Origin of the sequence: Exiguobacterium sp. s50 (assembly GCF_018618175.1) — a bacterium.
GTDB lineage: Bacteria > Bacillota > Bacilli > Exiguobacteriales > Exiguobacteriaceae > Exiguobacterium > Exiguobacterium chiriqhucha.
In genome coordinates this window covers 186708-203594 of sequence record NZ_JACSLP010000006.1, presented here as the reverse complement: position 1 = coordinate 203594, position 16887 = coordinate 186708, and the positions used below count along the sequence as shown (strand labels likewise).

At 55.0% G+C, this 16887-nt stretch carries 17 protein-coding genes; 1 reads left to right on the top strand and 16 read right to left on the bottom strand.

The features are described 5' to 3' along the window. Positions 1-3: 3 nt before the first annotated feature. A complete protein-coding gene (gene recU / locus KNP68_RS10560) occupies positions 4-600 on the bottom strand; it encodes a Holliday junction resolvase RecU (RefSeq protein ID WP_029595649.1) in 597 nt (198 codons plus the stop codon). A gap of 353 nt (positions 601-953) precedes the next feature. Here recU and KNP68_RS10555 point away from each other — a divergent pair, with 353 nt between their 5' ends. Next, entirely contained in the window at positions 954-1805 is an 852-nt protein-coding gene (locus tag KNP68_RS10555; RefSeq protein WP_021067230.1) for a DUF3800 domain-containing protein, read from the top strand. Positions 1806-1842: 37 nt separating this feature from the next. On the opposite strand, the gene KNP68_RS10550 is transcribed toward KNP68_RS10555, so the two are convergent. The 15 genes from KNP68_RS10550 to bshB1 form a co-directional block, all read right to left on the bottom strand. After that, positions 1843-3069 carry an MFS transporter gene (locus KNP68_RS10550; protein ID WP_214799539.1) on the bottom strand — a complete coding sequence of 409 codons (1227 nt, stop codon included), beginning with the start codon at positions 3067-3069 and terminating at the stop codon, positions 1843-1845. Positions 3070-3174: 105 nt separating this feature from the next. Then, positions 3175-3837, bottom strand: coding sequence for an endonuclease III (gene nth / locus KNP68_RS10545; RefSeq protein ID WP_021067228.1), 663 nt, complete (start codon positions 3835-3837; stop codon positions 3175-3177). Continuing rightward, entirely contained in the window at positions 3837-4424 is a 588-nt protein-coding gene (locus tag KNP68_RS10540; RefSeq protein ID WP_021067227.1) for a DnaD domain-containing protein, read from the bottom strand. Before KNP68_RS10540 ends, nth begins: the two co-directional genes overlap by 1 nt. Before the next feature lie 59 nt (positions 4425-4483). After that, positions 4484-5785 carry an asparagine--tRNA ligase gene (asnS, locus tag KNP68_RS10535; RefSeq protein WP_021067226.1) on the bottom strand — a complete coding sequence of 434 codons (1302 nt, stop codon included), beginning with the start codon at positions 5783-5785 and terminating at the stop codon, positions 4484-4486. Positions 5786-5805: 20 nt separating this feature from the next. After that, a complete protein-coding gene (locus KNP68_RS10530; protein WP_214755844.1) occupies positions 5806-6993 on the bottom strand; it encodes a pyridoxal phosphate-dependent aminotransferase in 1188 nt (395 codons plus the stop codon). Positions 6994-7014: 21 nt separating this feature from the next. Next, positions 7015-7458 (bottom strand): hypothetical protein, encoded by a 444-nt coding sequence (locus KNP68_RS10525; RefSeq protein WP_236355676.1) that lies wholly within the window; start codon positions 7456-7458, stop codon positions 7015-7017. Positions 7459-7487: 29 nt separating this feature from the next. Continuing rightward, the gene (locus tag KNP68_RS10520; protein WP_021067223.1) at positions 7488-7673 is read right to left on the bottom strand and encodes a YpmA family protein; all 186 of its coding nucleotides are present in this window, start codon (positions 7671-7673) and stop codon (positions 7488-7490) included. A 66-nt stretch (positions 7674-7739) separates the two neighbouring features. Next, positions 7740-10550, bottom strand: coding sequence for an ATP-dependent DNA helicase DinG (gene dinG, locus KNP68_RS10515; protein ID WP_214799537.1), 2811 nt, complete (start codon positions 10548-10550; stop codon positions 7740-7742). Between the two features lie 107 nt (positions 10551-10657). After that, positions 10658-11041: an aspartate 1-decarboxylase gene (panD, locus tag KNP68_RS10510; RefSeq protein ID WP_021067221.1), complete on the bottom strand. Its 384-nt coding sequence runs from the start codon at positions 11039-11041 to the stop codon at positions 10658-10660. A gap of 5 nt (positions 11042-11046) precedes the next feature. Further along, positions 11047-11877 carry a pantoate--beta-alanine ligase gene (panC, locus tag KNP68_RS10505; protein ID WP_214755837.1) on the bottom strand — a complete coding sequence of 277 codons (831 nt, stop codon included), beginning with the start codon at positions 11875-11877 and terminating at the stop codon, positions 11047-11049. After that, entirely contained in the window at positions 11874-12710 is an 837-nt protein-coding gene (panB, locus tag KNP68_RS10500; protein WP_021067219.1) for a 3-methyl-2-oxobutanoate hydroxymethyltransferase, read from the bottom strand. Before panB ends, panC begins: the two co-directional genes overlap by 4 nt. A 218-nt stretch (positions 12711-12928) precedes the next feature. Next, on the bottom strand, positions 12929-13891 hold the full coding sequence (locus tag KNP68_RS10495; protein WP_214799535.1) for a biotin--[acetyl-CoA-carboxylase] ligase: 963 nt from the start codon (positions 13889-13891) through the stop codon (positions 12929-12931). Continuing rightward, positions 13864-15003: a CCA tRNA nucleotidyltransferase gene (locus KNP68_RS10490; protein ID WP_214799532.1), complete on the bottom strand. Its 1140-nt coding sequence runs from the start codon at positions 15001-15003 to the stop codon at positions 13864-13866. The genes KNP68_RS10495 and KNP68_RS10490 overlap by 28 nt, the downstream gene beginning before the upstream one ends. After that, positions 15000-16121, bottom strand: coding sequence for an N-acetyl-alpha-D-glucosaminyl L-malate synthase BshA (gene bshA / locus KNP68_RS10485; RefSeq protein WP_214799530.1), 1122 nt, complete (start codon positions 16119-16121; stop codon positions 15000-15002). The genes KNP68_RS10490 and bshA overlap by 4 nt, the downstream gene beginning before the upstream one ends. After that, a complete protein-coding gene (gene bshB1, locus KNP68_RS10480) occupies positions 16118-16801 on the bottom strand; it encodes a bacillithiol biosynthesis deacetylase BshB1 (protein ID WP_058763415.1) in 684 nt (227 codons plus the stop codon). The genes bshA and bshB1 overlap by 4 nt, the downstream gene beginning before the upstream one ends. Positions 16802-16887 lie beyond the last annotated feature (86 nt).

Genomic DNA, 16887 nt, shown 5'->3' with positions numbered 1-16887 from the left:
ATTTCAATCGAGCCATGCTTCAATCGCCGTCAAATAATCGATGGCCGGCATCGCCCGGGTTGGAACTTCAATTGCTTCTTGCTCGATATAGGAGAGCGGAATCGACTTGCGTCCTGATTCGCGCTGTTCCCACCAGACTAATAATTGCTCCGTTGATAACACATATTGCGTATTATAGCGGCTAAACCGAATGATGACAAAACAAATCCCTCCATGCCGCTCACACTCGCGCATGTGATGGATTTGGTGGTCGTGGAAGTTTCCGAGCGGAAACGACGTTTTATTGTTCGTCTCTTTCGCCTCGAAATCGATATACTTGCCGCGATACACCCCATTATAATCGGTCGTCGATGCTTGCTTGAAATACGCCTCGGTCACTTTCGCCGCGCTCCGTTTCGGATAATCGACTTTCACGATTTGCAGCGGCGTCGGTTTCTTATGGATGACCGCCCGGCTGTGGAGCCGATAAAACTCGTTCGTGTCGTTCAGTAGCGTCTCGAGGTTCATGCCTCGGTTCGCATACGTCTGCGGATTCGATCGGGCCGGCCCAGCCGAAGGTTGCGGCTTTTTTCCGTTTGGATAATGGAACAATGTCGTCACCCCTAATATCTAGTTTAACAGGTTCGCCCAGCCGTTCCTTCCGTCTGAAGTCTGATTGTCGAGTTCTGTCGCTCGACTCCTGTGTGGATTTTCCGCAATCCATATCGTACCAAACTCCCGTATGTTAAACTAGTATGTAGTGCATTGTGTAGTCAAATTGACACGACCTTGTTACGGAGAAGCTATTTATTTTTCTGAAATAAGTCTTCTACTTATTAGCCATAATCAGGGCGGATTAAACGCAGATTGACGGAAGTTTCTAAAAAGTGTGCAATAAATAGTGTAAACCAAGGTTGATAAACAATTAGCAGGCCCGCTTTTATAAGCAGTAGAGCCATGGTTGGAGGAGTAAGATGGAAACACAAAAGAAGTATGTCATGTTCGTCGATGAGACGGGAACGCCAAAGGGGAACACGCAATTCAATCTGACCGGCGTATTGATGGAATATAAATATGCGATTGATGCCGACGAGGCCGGCATGCCTTGCGAATTGAAACGTCGGTTACACGCCTTCAAACGTGACGTGTTCAAGACAGAAAATATCCCGCTCCATTTAAAAGAGATTTTAAAAGCCGAGCATCCGTACGGGAAAGAAGACGGCATCACGATCGATATGCTTCGTGATTTCTGGAACAAGTTGCCTGATTTCTTGCGCGATATCGACTGTACGATCGTCAGCGTCGAGGTCGATAAACAAAAGCTCCATGACTTCTACTCGACACCGAAAGACCCGTACGTCGTCGCATTCGCTCATTTGATGAAGTCGTTCTATGCGTTTTTGGAAGAGACGGAAGCCGTCAGCGCCCGCGTCGTCTTGGAGTCACGGGATGACTATCAGAACTTGCTCATCCAAAAAGCGTTCTTCGATATCTTCAATTCGGGGACGGTCCATCTCGACGTCGAGAAGAGCCGTCAAAAAATCAAAGGCTTCATCTTTTCAGAGAAGCAGAACACGGTGTATCAGTCAGGTCTCGAAATCGCTGACCTCGTCTGCCTCCCGCTCTCGCGCGTGCGTCGCGGCGTCATCGAAGTAAAACCACGGTTCGTCCATTATGGGGATGAGAACCGCATCTTCAAAGCCATCAAGGACAAGATTTACATTCGTAAAGAAAGTCCTGACCAAGATTTCCGCAACTGGGGATTCAAAAAAGTACCGATTACGAAAAAGCGCCGCGAATGGAGCGACCATCCGTGGAATCACTAAAAACTGCCTTGCCGATCATCATTCGGCAAGGCAGTTTTTATGTTCGGCGCAAGCCCGGGAGCGTCTCCCGCAAACGAATGAGCGCGTTGAGGCCGGCCAAAAACGGGATCACGGCCACCAATCCGATTGCCCAGCCGATGGACAAGACATCGGTCAACAGCCCGGCGAATATAGCCCCGAACGCATAGCCACTGTCGCGCCAAAAACGATAGACGCCCATCGCCGAGGCGCGCCACGAATGTTCGGCGACGTCACTGATTGAGGCTTGGAGCGTCGGATAGACCATCGCCGTCCCGATGCCAAGCATGACCGCTGCGAACACCCATTGCCAATAGTCGGTCATGACGAGAATCGCCCATAGCGAGCCGGCCTGAACCCACATCCCTGCGACAATCAACCCTTTTCGTCCGATGCGGTCGCTCCACACACCGGTGAACAGTTGAAAGAAGCCCCATGCCGCGGGGTAGAGCGCCACGATCAGCCCGATCTCCGCGAGACTCAGCCCTTGGGCGGCAAAATAAATCGGGAACAAGCCCCATGCCATGCCGTCCTTCAAATTGGTCGACAGACCGGCTACCGTCAGGCTTGAGAGCGAACGATCTCTCCATGTCGTCGCCAGGAATACCTGTTTCGGCGAACGTGTCTTTTCAGGTTGACCTATAGACTGAAGCTGTAATTGTTTCGTCGTATCGCGGACGAACAACGATAACGTGAGACCGATCAAGGCGACGACTACACCGATGTAGAACGGTTCCGGCCGACTGCCGTATGTGACGGCAACCATCCCGGACACCGCCGCCATCACGGCGACGCCAATATAACCCGCGAACTCATTCAGTCCGACCGCCAGTCCCCGCTCCGTCGGTTTGGCCAAATCAATTTTCATATTGACCGTCATCGACCACGTCAGCCCTTGGTTGACCCCAAGCAAGACGTTCGCCACGATAATCACCCACCATGCCGATGCTGATATGACGAGCACGGGAACGAGGAGCCCGATTGCCCAACCGAAGATGAGCACTTTTTTGCGACCGTATCGGTCGGCGATGGCTCCTGCGAAGTAATTGACGACCGCCTTCGAGAATCCGAAACTGATGATAAACGAGAGTGCCGCACTGGTCGAGATGAGAGCAAAATCCTCTTCTCCGATAATAGGCAAGATTGTCCGCTCAAGCCCTACCATCGATCCGACAAAGAAGTTTGTCACGACGAGCAGTATAAAATTGAATCGATTTTCTCGGACGCCGATACGTGGTTGATTCATATACATCCTCCTTGCCAACTGGTTGCTGGATTGAGTATATCAAAAAATACCCCCGTACGTATAAAAAGCGTCTTCCCGATTTCGTGATCAGGAAGACGCTTCCGTTCATTGTCCGGTCGCTTGCTTGGACTTCATTCGTTTCTTCCCTTCGCGGCACATATCGAGCAGCGGACATGTCTCGCAAGCAGGACGTTGCGCTTTGCAGTGATAGCGGCCGAAGAAGATGAACTGGTGATGGAGCTGTGACCATTCTTCGCGCGGGAACTTCTTCATGAGCGTGTCCTCGACTTGACGGACGTTATCTTTCCAACGACAGATGCCGAGACGTTTCGAGACGCGCTCGACGTGCGTGTCGACGGCGAATGCCGGTTCGTGAAACGCGACGGACAAGACGACGTTCGCCGTCTTCCGTCCGACGCCAGGCAACGCCTCGAGAGATTCGCGATCCGACGGGACGATCCCGTCGTGACGTTCCACGATTTGCATCGAGAGCGCCTTCACGTTTTTCGCCTTGTTCCGATAGAGACCGATGCGCTTGATTAACGCCTCGATGTCGGCGACGTCAGCCGCAGCCATCGATTCGACGGTCGGATAGGTCTCGAACAGACCAGGCGTCACTTTGTTGACGAGTGCATCGGTCGCCTGCGCCGATAACGCCACGGCCACGACAAGCTCGAACGGATTACGGTGCGTCAACTCACAGTGGGCGTCCGGAAACATGCGACGCATCGTGTCAGACACTTCGGTCAATTGGGCTCTCGTCAACATCACTTTTTCCTCCGTTGATAATCGACGAGGTCCTCGAGTGACTCGACGTTGTGGTCTTGCCACACTCTGAGAATCTTGTCCATATATTTAAAGTTGCGTACGTTGCGAAGCTTTGCTTCCCGAAGCGCGGCCATAATCAGCTCTTCACTGAAGCCGTCCTCGGTCAACCAACCGACAATCTGTTCGATCTCGAACGGGGTAATCGTCCCGAACTCGCGCTCAAACGTATGAATGATGTTCTCATTTAAAGAATGAGCCGACTTTTCAGGTGTCGCCCCTTCTTCGAGTGCAAGGAACAACGGGAGCAGACTGTATCGTTCAACCTCGGTCGACGCATCGATGGCGATCAACTCTTTTTGGAGCAAGCCGAGCAAGACGGAACGAGCCTCGCTCTCGGCCACGTTCATCCGGTCTCCGAGTTCGCTCGGAAGCGGCATCTCAATGCCTTCCCCCGTCATCTCAAGCAAGTGGATGACGAGATTGAACTCGACCGGACTCAAGTTGAGGCGACGCGCCTCCGTGAACAATTTTCTCGGAACGACGACTGGATTTTGTTCGAACAGCTTGATTAGATTATGTGCATCCATGTCGCACATCCTTTCTAGACAAATCAATCGGGGAAGACGAAGTCATCCCCGATTGGCGATTATGGGTGAATGCGGTTCAAGAGGCGTGGGAACGGAATCGCTTCGCGGATATGCTCGATTCCGCTAATCCAGGCGACCGTACGCTCAAGGCCAAGACCGAAGCCAGAGTGCGGGACCGATCCGTATTTGCGGAGTTCGAGGTACCAGTCGTACGCGTCCGTCTCATCGAGACCTTCTTTGATGATTTCTTCTTTCAACCGGTCGTAATCGTCTTCACGTTGCGAACCGCCGATAATCTCGCCGTAGCCTTCCGGTGCGATCAAGTCGGCACAGAGGACGAGTTCCGGGTTTTCCGGATCGACTTTCATATAGAACGGCTTGATGTCTTTCGGCCAATGTGTGATGAACACCGGGAGGTCATGCGCGTTGGCGATGGCCGTCTCGTGCGGGGCACCGAAATCGTCGCCGTACTCGATGTCGTCGAAGCCTTCGTCTTTCAAGAACTTGATCGCATCGGTGTAACGGACACGCGGGAACGGTGCTTGGACTTTCTCAAGTTTCGACAAGTCGCGTCCGAGCAGTTCCAATTCGTTGCGGCAGTTCTCGAGCGCCGATTTGGCGATATACGAGACGTAGCGCTCTTGGAGCTCGAGGCTCATGTCGTGGTCGAAGAATGCCATCTCCGGCTCGATCATCCAGAACTCGATCAAGTGGCGGCGCGTCTTCGATTTCTCGGCGCGGAACGTCGGTCCGAACGAGAATACTTTGCCAAGTGCCATCGCGGCAGCTTCCATGTATAGCTGGCCCGTTTGTGACAAGTAGGCCGGTTGTCCGAAGTAATCTGTCTCGAACAACTCAGTCGTGCCTTCCGGTGCACTCGACGTGATGATTGGTGGATCGATTTTCACGAAACCTTCTTGGTTGTAGAACTCATACGTCGCCCGAATCAATTCGTTACGAACTTTCATGATCGCGTGCTGGCGACGCGAACGGAGCCAAAGGTGACGGTTGTCCATCAAGAACTCGGTGCCGTGCTCTTTCGGTGTGATCGGATAGTCGACCGATTCCGCGATCACTTCCATCGCCGTCACTTCGAGCTCGAAGCCGAGCGGCGTGCGTCCGCCGTCCGATTTGACCGTACCCGTGACCCAGACCGAAGTTTCTTGCGTCACGCCTTTAGCGAGCGCGAACAACTCTTCGGCTACATCGGCTTTGACGACGACGGCTTGAGCGAAACCGCTCCCGTCACGAAGTTGAAGGAAAGCGATCTTTCCACTCGAACGTTTGTTGGCGATCCAGGCTCCGACGCGGACCGTCTGGCCTTCGTAATCTTTAAATTGGCTGATTGAAATTGTTGTCATATCCATATCCATCCTTTCGCTTATCGAGCGTTACGTGTAATGAAGTCTTCTACTCGATCGAGCGCTTCTAATACCCGTTTCAATTCTGTTGCATAAGACAAGCGGACGTAGTCGTCCTGTCCGAAACCTGAGCCTGGGACGAGGGCGACGAACGCTTCGCCGAGCACGGCCTCACACCATGCGTCGACCGAGTCGTACCCGCTCATCGATGCCGCCTCTTTGGCGTTGGCATATAAGTAAAATGCGCCTTGCGGCTTCAAGCATGTGATGCCTGGGATGGCAATCAAACGCTCATAAACGATCTCGAGTCGTTCCGCGAATGAGACACGCATCATCTCGACGTCGTCTTGTGGCCCGTTATACGCTTCGACCGCCGCCGCTTGAGCGATTGACGTCGGGTTCGATGTCGAGTGCGATGCGAGGTTCGTCATCGCCTCGATAATCGTCTTATCGCCGACCGCATAACCGATGCGCCATCCGGTCATCGCGTGTGACTTCGAGACGCCGTTGATGATGACCGTCCGCTCCAACATCCCTGGAAGCGTCGCGATCGAGACGAACTCCGCATCGCCGTAGACGAGTTTCTCATAAATCTCGTCACTGACGACGAGCAAGTCGTGTCGTTTGATGACGTCCGCGAGTGCCGACAGCTCGGCCTCGGTATAAATCATACCGGTCGGGTTCGACGGACTGTTCAAGATGACCGCTTTCGTCCGATCCGTGATGGCCGCCTCGAGCAACTCTGGCGTCAATTTGAACATCGTCGACTCGTTCGTATCGACGTAGACCGGGACACCGTCCGCGAGCTTCACTTGCTCCGGATAGCTGACCCAGTACGGTACCGGGATGATGACCTCGTCGCCTTCATCTAAAATCGCTTGGAACAATGTATAGAGGGCATGCTTCGCACCTGAGGCGACCATGACCTCCGCACGCGTGAACGTCAAGTTGCTGTCGCGCTTCGTCTTCTCGATGATCGCGTCTTTCAATTCGACCGTCCCGCCTGATGGCGTATACTTCGTGTCACCATCGCGCGCGGCCTGACAGGCTGCCTCGATGATACGTTCCGGCGTATTGAAATCCGGTTCCCCGGCGCCGAGGCCGATGACGTCTTGTCCCGAAGCCTTTAACGCTTTCGCTTTCGCTGTGATGGCGAGTGTCGTTGAAGGTGTCAACTGCTTTACACGTTGTGCCAATAGATGTTCCACAAAAACTCCCCCTTGGTTTCGTTACGAGTCCGTCAATTGGACCCGTCGAATAAATTCGCCCGCTTGGAGCGTATAATACGAATACGTATACGATGCGCCCGATTTCGTCACGACCTCAATCAAGGCCCGTTCGTCAAACCCGTATTTACAGCTGACGAGTGACCCGCCCGTTTCTGTGACCGATTCGGCACAGACTTGATCGAGGTCGACCGACGCGATGTCACGCGTCACAATCGGCAACTTGTCATCGACTGGCACGAACTGGACTTGATCCGTCTCCTCGAAGACGACGTACGGTTCCGTCCCGTTATACAGCTCGGCCCGTTCGATGTTGACGGACGGTTGCTCGGTCTCGAGACGCTCGCGTGCCGCCTCGATCATCTTGTCTTTCGTGCGCTCGGTATGACCGACCGTGAACCAATAGATGCCACTAAATACGATGACGACACCGATGAGTGCCGTCATGAACGCAACCACTACTTTGGTCTTCCGTGTCATTCCGTCCGATAGATGGTGAACACCATCTCTTCTTTCTTCGGATCATTCACTTTTTTCTCTAAAGCAAGACCGAACATTAAATCTTGGCCCTTCAACGTGCGGTTCAACAAGTCGACAATTTTGTATACATCTGCCGTCGGCTCGATTCGAACCGTCGCCAACGTCTCGATATTCGAATTCATGATTACTCCTCCTTCAAAAAACACTATACCCATTATTATAAAACGATAATATCACGATGCCTAGCGTTATCTCTGATTTCCTAGGCCGGTCTTTTCTTTCTCGTCTAAAAACAGCTCCAGTTCGGCGAGTGCGGTCTCGAGCGGACCGTCGATTCGGTCGACGGCCGGCAAACTGTTAATGAACTGCTTCCCATAACGGGTCGTCTCGACACGACGGTCGAAGACGAAGATGGCGCCGTAATCCTCTTTCGAGCGAATCAGACGGCCGACCCCTTGTTTAAAGCGGATGACCGCTTGCGGGAGTGACAGCTCGAAGAATGACGATTTGCCTGTCGCCTCGATTTTCTCGGACCGCGCCTGCATGACCGGTTGGTCGGGCGGGGCGAACGGGAGTCGGACGATAATGAGGCAAGTGAGTGCCTCGCCCGGAATGTCGACGCCTTCCCAGAAGCTGGCCGTCCCGAACAAAATCGATTGGTCGATGCGCTTGAATTGTTTCGTCAAACGGCTACGTGATCCGCCGCTGACGCCTTGGGCGAGGAGCGTATAGCCCTCATCAAGCTGGTCTTTGACGGCCTCATGCGTCAAGCGCAACAATTCGTTCGATGTGAACAAGACGAGCATCCGTCCTTTCGTCACATTGGCGATTTGGGCAATCGAGCCTGCAATCTGTTCGACGAACCGCGGCAACGGAACCTCGTTGATGAGCGGGATGTCGGATGGCACAAACAGTTTCGCTTGTTTCTTGAAATCAAACGGTGACGCCAGGACGACGCGACGGACATCTTCGCCGTCGAGTCCAAGACGGCGTTCGATGAATCCGAATCGGCCCGAAACGGTCATCGTCGCCGACGTCAAGACGGTCGGACGCTTGGCGAACAGTCGTTCATGCAAGAGTGGACCGATCTCGACCGGTTGCGTATACACCGAAGTCAACTTACGGTTGGCCAGGTTGAGTTCGACCCAACTGACAGCATCGTCATCCCGCGTGAGCATCGTCTCGTAGAGCACGCTCTCGATATCGCGCACGTCCCCGATGAACGCCTTCAAATCCCCGAGCACGGCCCGTTGTTTGAACGTCATATGTTCTTTATGCTCATCGAGAAGCCGATGCAGTTGCCGGAGCGTCGTCCGGAGTGTCCGCAGACGGTCTTCGAGTCGCTTCGCCACTTCCCGAATCGGACGGAACGGCTCCCCTTCCCGCTCGAAGCGGACGGTTTGACGTTGCTCCCGCTTTTTACCGAGCGACTGGAGCGCCGTGAGCAAATCGTTCAGTTCATCGTCGACGCGCGCGAGCGCTTGATCGGTCGCCTTGCTGAACGCCTCGGCTTCTTCCGCGACGGCCGTCAAATCAGCGAGTCCGAGCACGCGTGAATGGAACTTGCCATCGGCGCCGTAACCGAACCACTTGAACAAGCGGTCGAACTGAATCGCGTCGAACGTCACACCGAAGTGATGCGACGCGACTTCCTCGACTTGATGGGCCTCATCTAAGATGAGCGGCGTATCGGTCGGAAGAATCCCGGCCTGATGCTGCAAATCAGAGAACAATAAGGCGTGGTTCGTCACGATGATATCGGCCTCTTTCGAGCGCAAGACGGCCCGGGTGAAGAAGTCCCGGCTATACCACGGGTCGAAACGCCCGAAGTCCGAGGCCGCGTCGGCTTGGATGAGCCGTTTGAACGAGGCCGGCCCTTGTGACGCCGCACCCGGTAGCGACAACTCTTCCAAGTCGCCTGTCACGGTCTCGGTCAACCAGACGAGTACCATCGCCTTGCACATCGCCGGGAGCAAGCCTTCGTTCGCCTCCTCGAGAATCATCTCGAACTTGCGGAGGTCGATGTAATTGCGTCTCCCTTTCAACAACGTGAATTCGACTTCAGGGAAAATCGCTTTTAAAATCGGCAAATCTCGAGTCAACAGCTGTTCCTGCAATTGAATCGTATGTGTGCTGACGACGACCGGTCGTTTCGTCTCGAGCGCGTGATGGGCGCTCGGAATCAAATACGCCAACGTTTTTCCGGTCCCTGTTCCCGCCTCGATTAACAGTGTCGCTTCGTCATCGAGCGCTTTATAGACGTGGCGCATCATCTCGAATTGACTTTGACGCGGTTCGAATTGCCCGAACAATGCCGGGAGCGTCTCTTCAATCGTCCGGTGAAGGAACGGCTCGAACGGCTCGCGTTCGACGGCGGGTTCGAACGTGTCGACGAGACGTCTCAGTGCGATTTTCCGATGAATATCGTACGTCGTCTCGTCGTCGGCTCGAATCCCGACTTGAATGATCAACTCATCGAGCAGCGGCTCGACGTTGCTCGTCCACGACTCGGACAACCGCCGCAATTGTTTCAGCGTGACGAGCGGTAACGCGCGCAACCGCTCGACCAAGCGAACGAACAGTTCAGCCGTTGCCTCGGCGTCGCTGAGCGCGCGGTGCGCGTCGGTGTGGACGAGGTTGAACGTCTCGGCGAGCGACTCAAGTGCGTGGCTCTCGAGCGTCGGGTATAGAATCCGTGCCAGCTCGACCGTGTCGATGGCCCGGCCCTGGAACGGGATATACCCGGCCAACTCTAAGCTTTCATTCAAAAAATTCAAATCAAACGATACGTTATGGGCGACAAAAATCTGCCCGTCTAGCATCTTCCATATATCTGGGATCACTTCCTCAAACGTCGGGGCTTCCGCCACGTCTTGATTCGTAATCGTCGTCAACTGCGTGATAAAAGGCGGGATCGGGCGACTCGGACGAATCAAGGTACTGTAGCGCTCAATCACTTCACTCCCTTGAACGACCACCGCCGCAAATTCAATCAATTCGTCGCCGGACTTGACGGAATGACCAGTCGTCTCCAAATCCACTATCACATAGGTGTCCATAACATCCATCCCATCTTCGGCACGCTCGTGCTTTCTGTCTGTCTCATCTTACCATAGAACGATACACGAAAAAACGGGGATGCCTCTCGCGGACATCCCCGTTTGTCTTATAAAATCGTATGGGCGATTTCTTCGTATAGAAGTTGATCGATCTCGTTTCGCTCGTTCAAGACGGCGACTTTCGGACGATGTTGTTTCGCTTCCTCGGCCGTCATTTGACCGTACGCCATGATAATGACGACGTCCCCGACTTGGAAGTGACGGGCCGCAGCCCCGTTCAAACAGACGACACCTGAACCTCGTTCGCCCTTGATGACGTACGTCTCGATGCGAGCCCCATTATGGTTGTTCGTGATGTGGACATGCTCGTTTTCCATGATCCCGACCGCATCCATTAAATCTTCATCGATCGTGATCGAGCCGACGTAATGTAAGTTCGCCTCGGTGACGGTCGCCTTGTGTAGTTTTGCGTGCATAAATGTTCGAATCATTGGATTCATCCTCTCTTCCAAATCACATTATCAATCAAGCGGGCCCGTTCGAACTGCACCGCTACAGCAATCAATAGTTCGGTTGACGCGGAGGTCACCTCGGTCAACGTCGGATAGTCTTTGATTTCGACATAGTCGATCGTGCTGTTCGGAATGTTGCTCAAGCGGTCCTCGAGCCGTTCCATCACGTCTCGAATCGCCTCACCTTGCGCAAGGGCGTCTCGCGCCTCGATCAAGGCACGGTTGATGTCACTCGCATCCACCTTCTCTGACTCCGATAAATAGACGTTACGGGACGATTTCGCAAGGCCCGACGGTTCACGGATAATCGCACAGCGGCGAATCTCGACCGGGACGAAATAGTCGCGGACGTAGCCTTCGATTAGAGCGACCTGTTGCGCATCCTTCAACCCGAAGTAAGCGCGGGTCGGACGGACGAGATTGAACAGTTTCGAAACGACGGTCAAGACGCCATCGAAATGACCGGGACGACTGGCCCCGCATAATACATCAGCGCCGGTGCGCACCGTCACACGTGCCATGTCGAGCGGGTACATCGTCTCCGTGTTCGGGTAGAACAAGACGTCGACACCTGCCTCGCGGGCGAGTGCCTCGTCCCGCTCGAAATCACGCGGATAGCGGTCGAGATCCTCGTTCGGTCCGAACTGGGTCGGGTTGACGAAGATGCTCATGACGACGAGGTCGTTTTCTGACTTGGCCGCTTCGACGAGACTGAGGTGCCCTTCATGCAAATAACCCATCGTCGGGACGAAACCGATCGTCCCGACACCTGTCAATGCTTCTTGTAACGAACGTGGGGTCGTGACGATGTTCATGCCTTGCCCCCGTAGAGCGTGTCGAGCAATGACTCATCCATCGTGAACGTGTGCCGTTCGAGCGGGAACGAGCCGTCTTTCGTCGCATCGACGTAATTGCGGATTGCCGTCGTCGCCACTTCATTCACGTCGGCATATGCCTCGACGAACTTCGGAAGGCGGTCGACGCCATATTTCAAGATATCGTGATAGACGAGTACTTGGCCATCCACATCGGCACCCGCACCGATTCCGATGACCGGGATGCTGAGCGCCTCGGCAATCTTTTTGGCCAATTGATGTGGCACGCATTCGAGGACGAGCATCTTCGCGCCAACCCGCTCCGCCTCGAGGCTATCGGCAATCAACTGTTCTGCGTCTTCGAGCGATTTGCCTTGTACTTTATAACCTTCGAGCACACCGACCGATTGCGGAGTGAGGCCAAGGTGGGCGACACACGGCATACCGACTTTCGTCAGACGCTCGATCGTTTCAAGCACCTCGCCAGCCCCTTCAAGTTTAATCGCATCGGCTTGTCCGTCTTGGAACAACGTCGCGGCCGCTTGGAGCGTGCGGTCGAAATCACCGTGGTATGTCGCGAACGGCATATCGACGACGACGAACGTGTCACGGGCCCCGCGGCGAACCGCTTTCGCGTGATGGACCATGTCCGAGATTGTCACAGGAATCGTCGAATCGTAACCGAGCACGACCATCCCGAGCGAGTCCCCGACTAAAATGATATCGACGCCTGCAGCCTCGGCCAGTTTTGCGGACGGGTAATCGTAGGCGGTCAACATGACCAATTTCTCTTCTTGCTTCATCTTCTTCAATAACGAAGTCATCGTATGCATATAGTTCTCCTCCTAATGTGGAGACAGGTTAGAAAAAACGCCTTCCTACACGAATGGTAAGAAGGCGCACGAAAACAATCTCAAGTAGATGAGTGTCCTTCTGTCCCTGTCAAAATGATCAAGGCAGACAAAAAAATGTAGTGACGGTCTGCAGTACTGGTACACTTCGCGAGCGATAGCGTCCGGCACATTCATTATAGACCACGAACCCGTTTCCATCAATCATTCCAAACTGCGATCTCGGCAGAGTAAATCGGCTCGACCGTTCCTTCATGTTCCAACAGGAGTGCCCCATCCTCTGAAATGCCGCGCATCGTCCCGCGTCTTGGCTTCCCTGACGCCGTCAACGTCACCGGTTCGTTCAGATAGGCGGCGTGTTCGAGCCAATGGGCGCGCACAGAATCAAATCCTGACGCGAGGAACAAATCGTATTCCGTCTCGAGCTCGGCGAGCAAGTGAGCGAGCAACTCGCTTCTCCGATACGTCTGATTGGTTTCCAGCTTGATGGACGTTGCGCGATGGGCGAGCTCGTCCGGGATGACATCGCTATTGACGTTCAACCCGAACCCGAGGATGACGGCTTGAATCCGGTCACCCTCCGTCTGCATCTCGGTCAAGATGCCGCAGATTTTTTTCCCATTGAGCAACAAGTCATTCGGCCATTTGATGGTGGCCGGGATACCTTGCGCGTGCAAAGCGCGCGCGAACGCGCTCGCCGCCATGAGCGTCAGCTTCGAGGCGTCGCGAATCGGCAGCGCCGGGCGCAGGATGACACTCGCCGCGATATTGACGTGGCTCGGATTATACCAGTTCCGGCCGAGTTGGCCTCGTCCCGCTGTCTGCTCCTCGCTGATGACGAGCGTTCCTTCGAGGACGCCCTTTTGCGCCAATTCATGGGCGATGCGTTGGGTCGTATCGACTTGATCAAACGCATGGACGGCTTGTCCGAACCGCCCTTTTCGGAACGATACGAACGCCGGCTCATCGAGTCGGTCGGTCTGGCCGAACAATTGATACCCTTTTCGAGGAATCGTCTCAATCGCATACCCATCTTGTTTTAACGTCTCGATATGCTTCCAAATAGCGGTACGTGAAATATTTAATTGACGGGCCAACTCTTGACCACTCCAGACCGCCCCGTCCTGCAACAGGTTTAATACTTTTCCGCGTGTTGAAGCCATCGTTTCGCCTCCTTTCGTAACGGTTCCGGTTCGTTGGCGAGCTCGCCTTCCAGCACGAGCCGTTCGACGTGGGCGAGCACTTGTTTGATGAGCGGGCCCTTGGCCCCGATTTGGAGCGCATCACGGCCGTCGAAGCGAAGCTCCCGGCGCGATTGAATCGGCAACTGCCGCTTCAACTGTTCAGCCGTCTCCGTCCGACCCGACATGTCGAGATACGTCGAGAGCGTCGCCGTCGTCGTCTCGTAAATCGTGAACGTGTCGAGGCCGGTCGTGAACAACCGGGCGAGCACGTTCGCTTCCCGTTTCAGCGCGTTCGAGCGTTTCCACGGCGTCAACCAATCGGTCGCAGCGGCATGATGGACGAACAGCGCCCAGCCGCCGACCGGATTGACCGGCGTCCGTCTGTCGGCGATGACGCGCTCAATCAGTTCTGCCGAGACGTTCGGTAAATACTGATGGATGCCGAGGTCCAGTATCGCCGCCAGCGCTTTTCGATACGCCGGACCGACCATCAACTTCTCGAACTCGATGGCGACCCGCTCCATCGCGATGTCTTGCAGTTTATGACCGAGTTCGCGGGAAGCTCGTTGCACGTCATCATCGAGACGGAAATCGAGCTGGGCCATGAAGCGGAACGCCCGCATGATGCGGAGCGCGTCCTCATTGAAGCGTTCGTACGGGCTGCCGACGGTACGGATGACACGCGCCTCAAGATCCATCCGACCGCCGAACAAATCGACGACGTTGCCATCGTGGAACGCCATCGCGTTCATCGTGAAGTCGCGCCGTTTCATGTCCTCCTCGAGCGAGACGCCGAGCGACACGTGGTCGGGCCGTCTCGAATCCGAATACGTCCCTTCCGACCGGAACGTCGTCACTTCGAACGGATGATGGTCGAGAATGACCGTCACTGTGCCGTGATCGATTCCGGTCGGTACCGATTTCGGGAACAAGCGCATGACTTCGTCCGGAAAGAGCGACGTGGCGATATCGATGTCATCCGGAAGCGTACCGCGCATATAGTCACGGACGGCCCCCCCGACGATATACGCTTCGCCGCCGTGGGCGTTAATCGTCTCGATAATCCGTTTGGCGTATTCCCATTCCGTCATGGGCGCACCACCTGTTCATAAAGCGATTCATATGCCGTGACGATATCGGCCGACGCGAACTGTTTGGCCCGTTCGAGCCCGTTCGTGCGGAAGCGTGCATGCAGTTCCCCGTCGAGCAAAATCGCTTCGAGCGCTCTCGTCGCCGCGAGCGCGTCGCCGCGTTTGACGACGAACCCTTCCACGCCGTCAGTGATGACTTCCGGCAATCCGCCCGCATCGCTGACGACCGATGGGACGCCCGTCGCCATCGCCTCGAGCGCGACGAGACCGAACGCCTCTTTGTCCGATAACAGGATGTGGACGTCGCAAATCGACAAGAGCGCCGCCACTTGTTCTTGCTTCCCGGCGAAGATGACTTGCTCTTCGAGTTCCATTTCGCTCACGAGGCGGCGCATCGCTCCCATGAGCGGACCGTCGCCGACGAGGAGCAGTTTCTTATGTGGGACGTTCATCTGCTGGAACGCCTCGAGCACGAGATCGATTCGCTTCACTTGCCGGAAGTTCGAGATATGGATGACGACCCGGTCTTGATCGGACAAGCCATACCGTTCGCGGAGGGACGTGTCGGCCTGCGGTTGATAGACCGCCTCATCGATGAAGTTGTGGATGACATCAATCGATAAGTCGGACCCGATCCGCTCGAGCGTCTCTTGCTTCAAACTGTCCGAGACGGCCGTGATGGCGTTCGATTGGCGTAAGCCGTACAAAATTGCCGGCTTCAATTCCTCATCTTCGCCGAGCACGGTGATATCCGTGCCATGGAGTGTCGACACGATCGGTGTCTTCGTCCCCGCCATCTCGCGTCCGAGGGCGGCACAAACGGCGTGCGGCACCGCATAGTGGGCGTGGATGACATCGAGGCCGAACGCCCGGATGACGCTGGCAATCTTCGACGCCAGCGTGATGTCGTACGGTGGATACCGGAACACCGAGTATTGATTGATTTCGACTTGGTGGAACGTGATGTTCGGATGATAAGCGTTCAATCGGAATGGGATGCTCGACGTGATGAAATGAACATCATGGCCCCGGTCGGCGAGTTTCATCCCGAGCTCAGTGGCGAGAATGCCCGAGCCCCCGACCGATGGATAACAGAGAACTCCGATTCTTAGACTCATGTGAGCTCACCTGCCTGATGGACCACGTATGGGCGGCTCGTCATCAACCCTTCCGCATATGCGGTCCCGATTAAGCTACCGAAGTGACGTTCCCTCGCCAATACCCGTTCGAGATAGGCGTCCGTGAGCGGCGTTGCCACGCCGTCGACCGGTGTGAACTGACTGGCATAGGCACGCAAGGCGTCAAGTTTTTGCTCGATTGTCCCCGTGATGTCGATGCAGACGTCCGGTGTCGTATGGGCGTTAATCATATATTGATAGACACTCGACGGCCGATATGCCGGGACGTCGGGCATGTATTTACGGATTCCGGCATTAAAGAGCGCCTCCTCGACGAGTCGGGCGCAGGCGCCGTGATCGGGATGGCGGTCGATGCCGTATGGATACAGAACGTGTGTCGGACGCTCGGACCGAATCAATCGGACGATCGCCTCGATTTGAGTTGCGTCCCCGGTCAGGCCCCGGTCCGGGAACCCGAGATTGATGCGACGGATGCCGAGCACCCGATCGGCCGTTTCGGCTTCGATGCCGCGCGTGACGACGTCCCCATTCGAAGACAGCTCCGCTCTCGTCAAATCGACGTATAGAACGTCGACCCCGGCCTTGGTCCATTGGGCGGTCATGCCGGCGATTCCGATTTCGATATCGTCCGGATGGGCCCCAATTGCTACTATTTTCATAAAATCACCTCTTCTGTGAAAAGTATATCGGACTCATCGCGGAATGTCATATGTAGAGGGTAGTCAATCGAGAGGTTTTTCGAGTA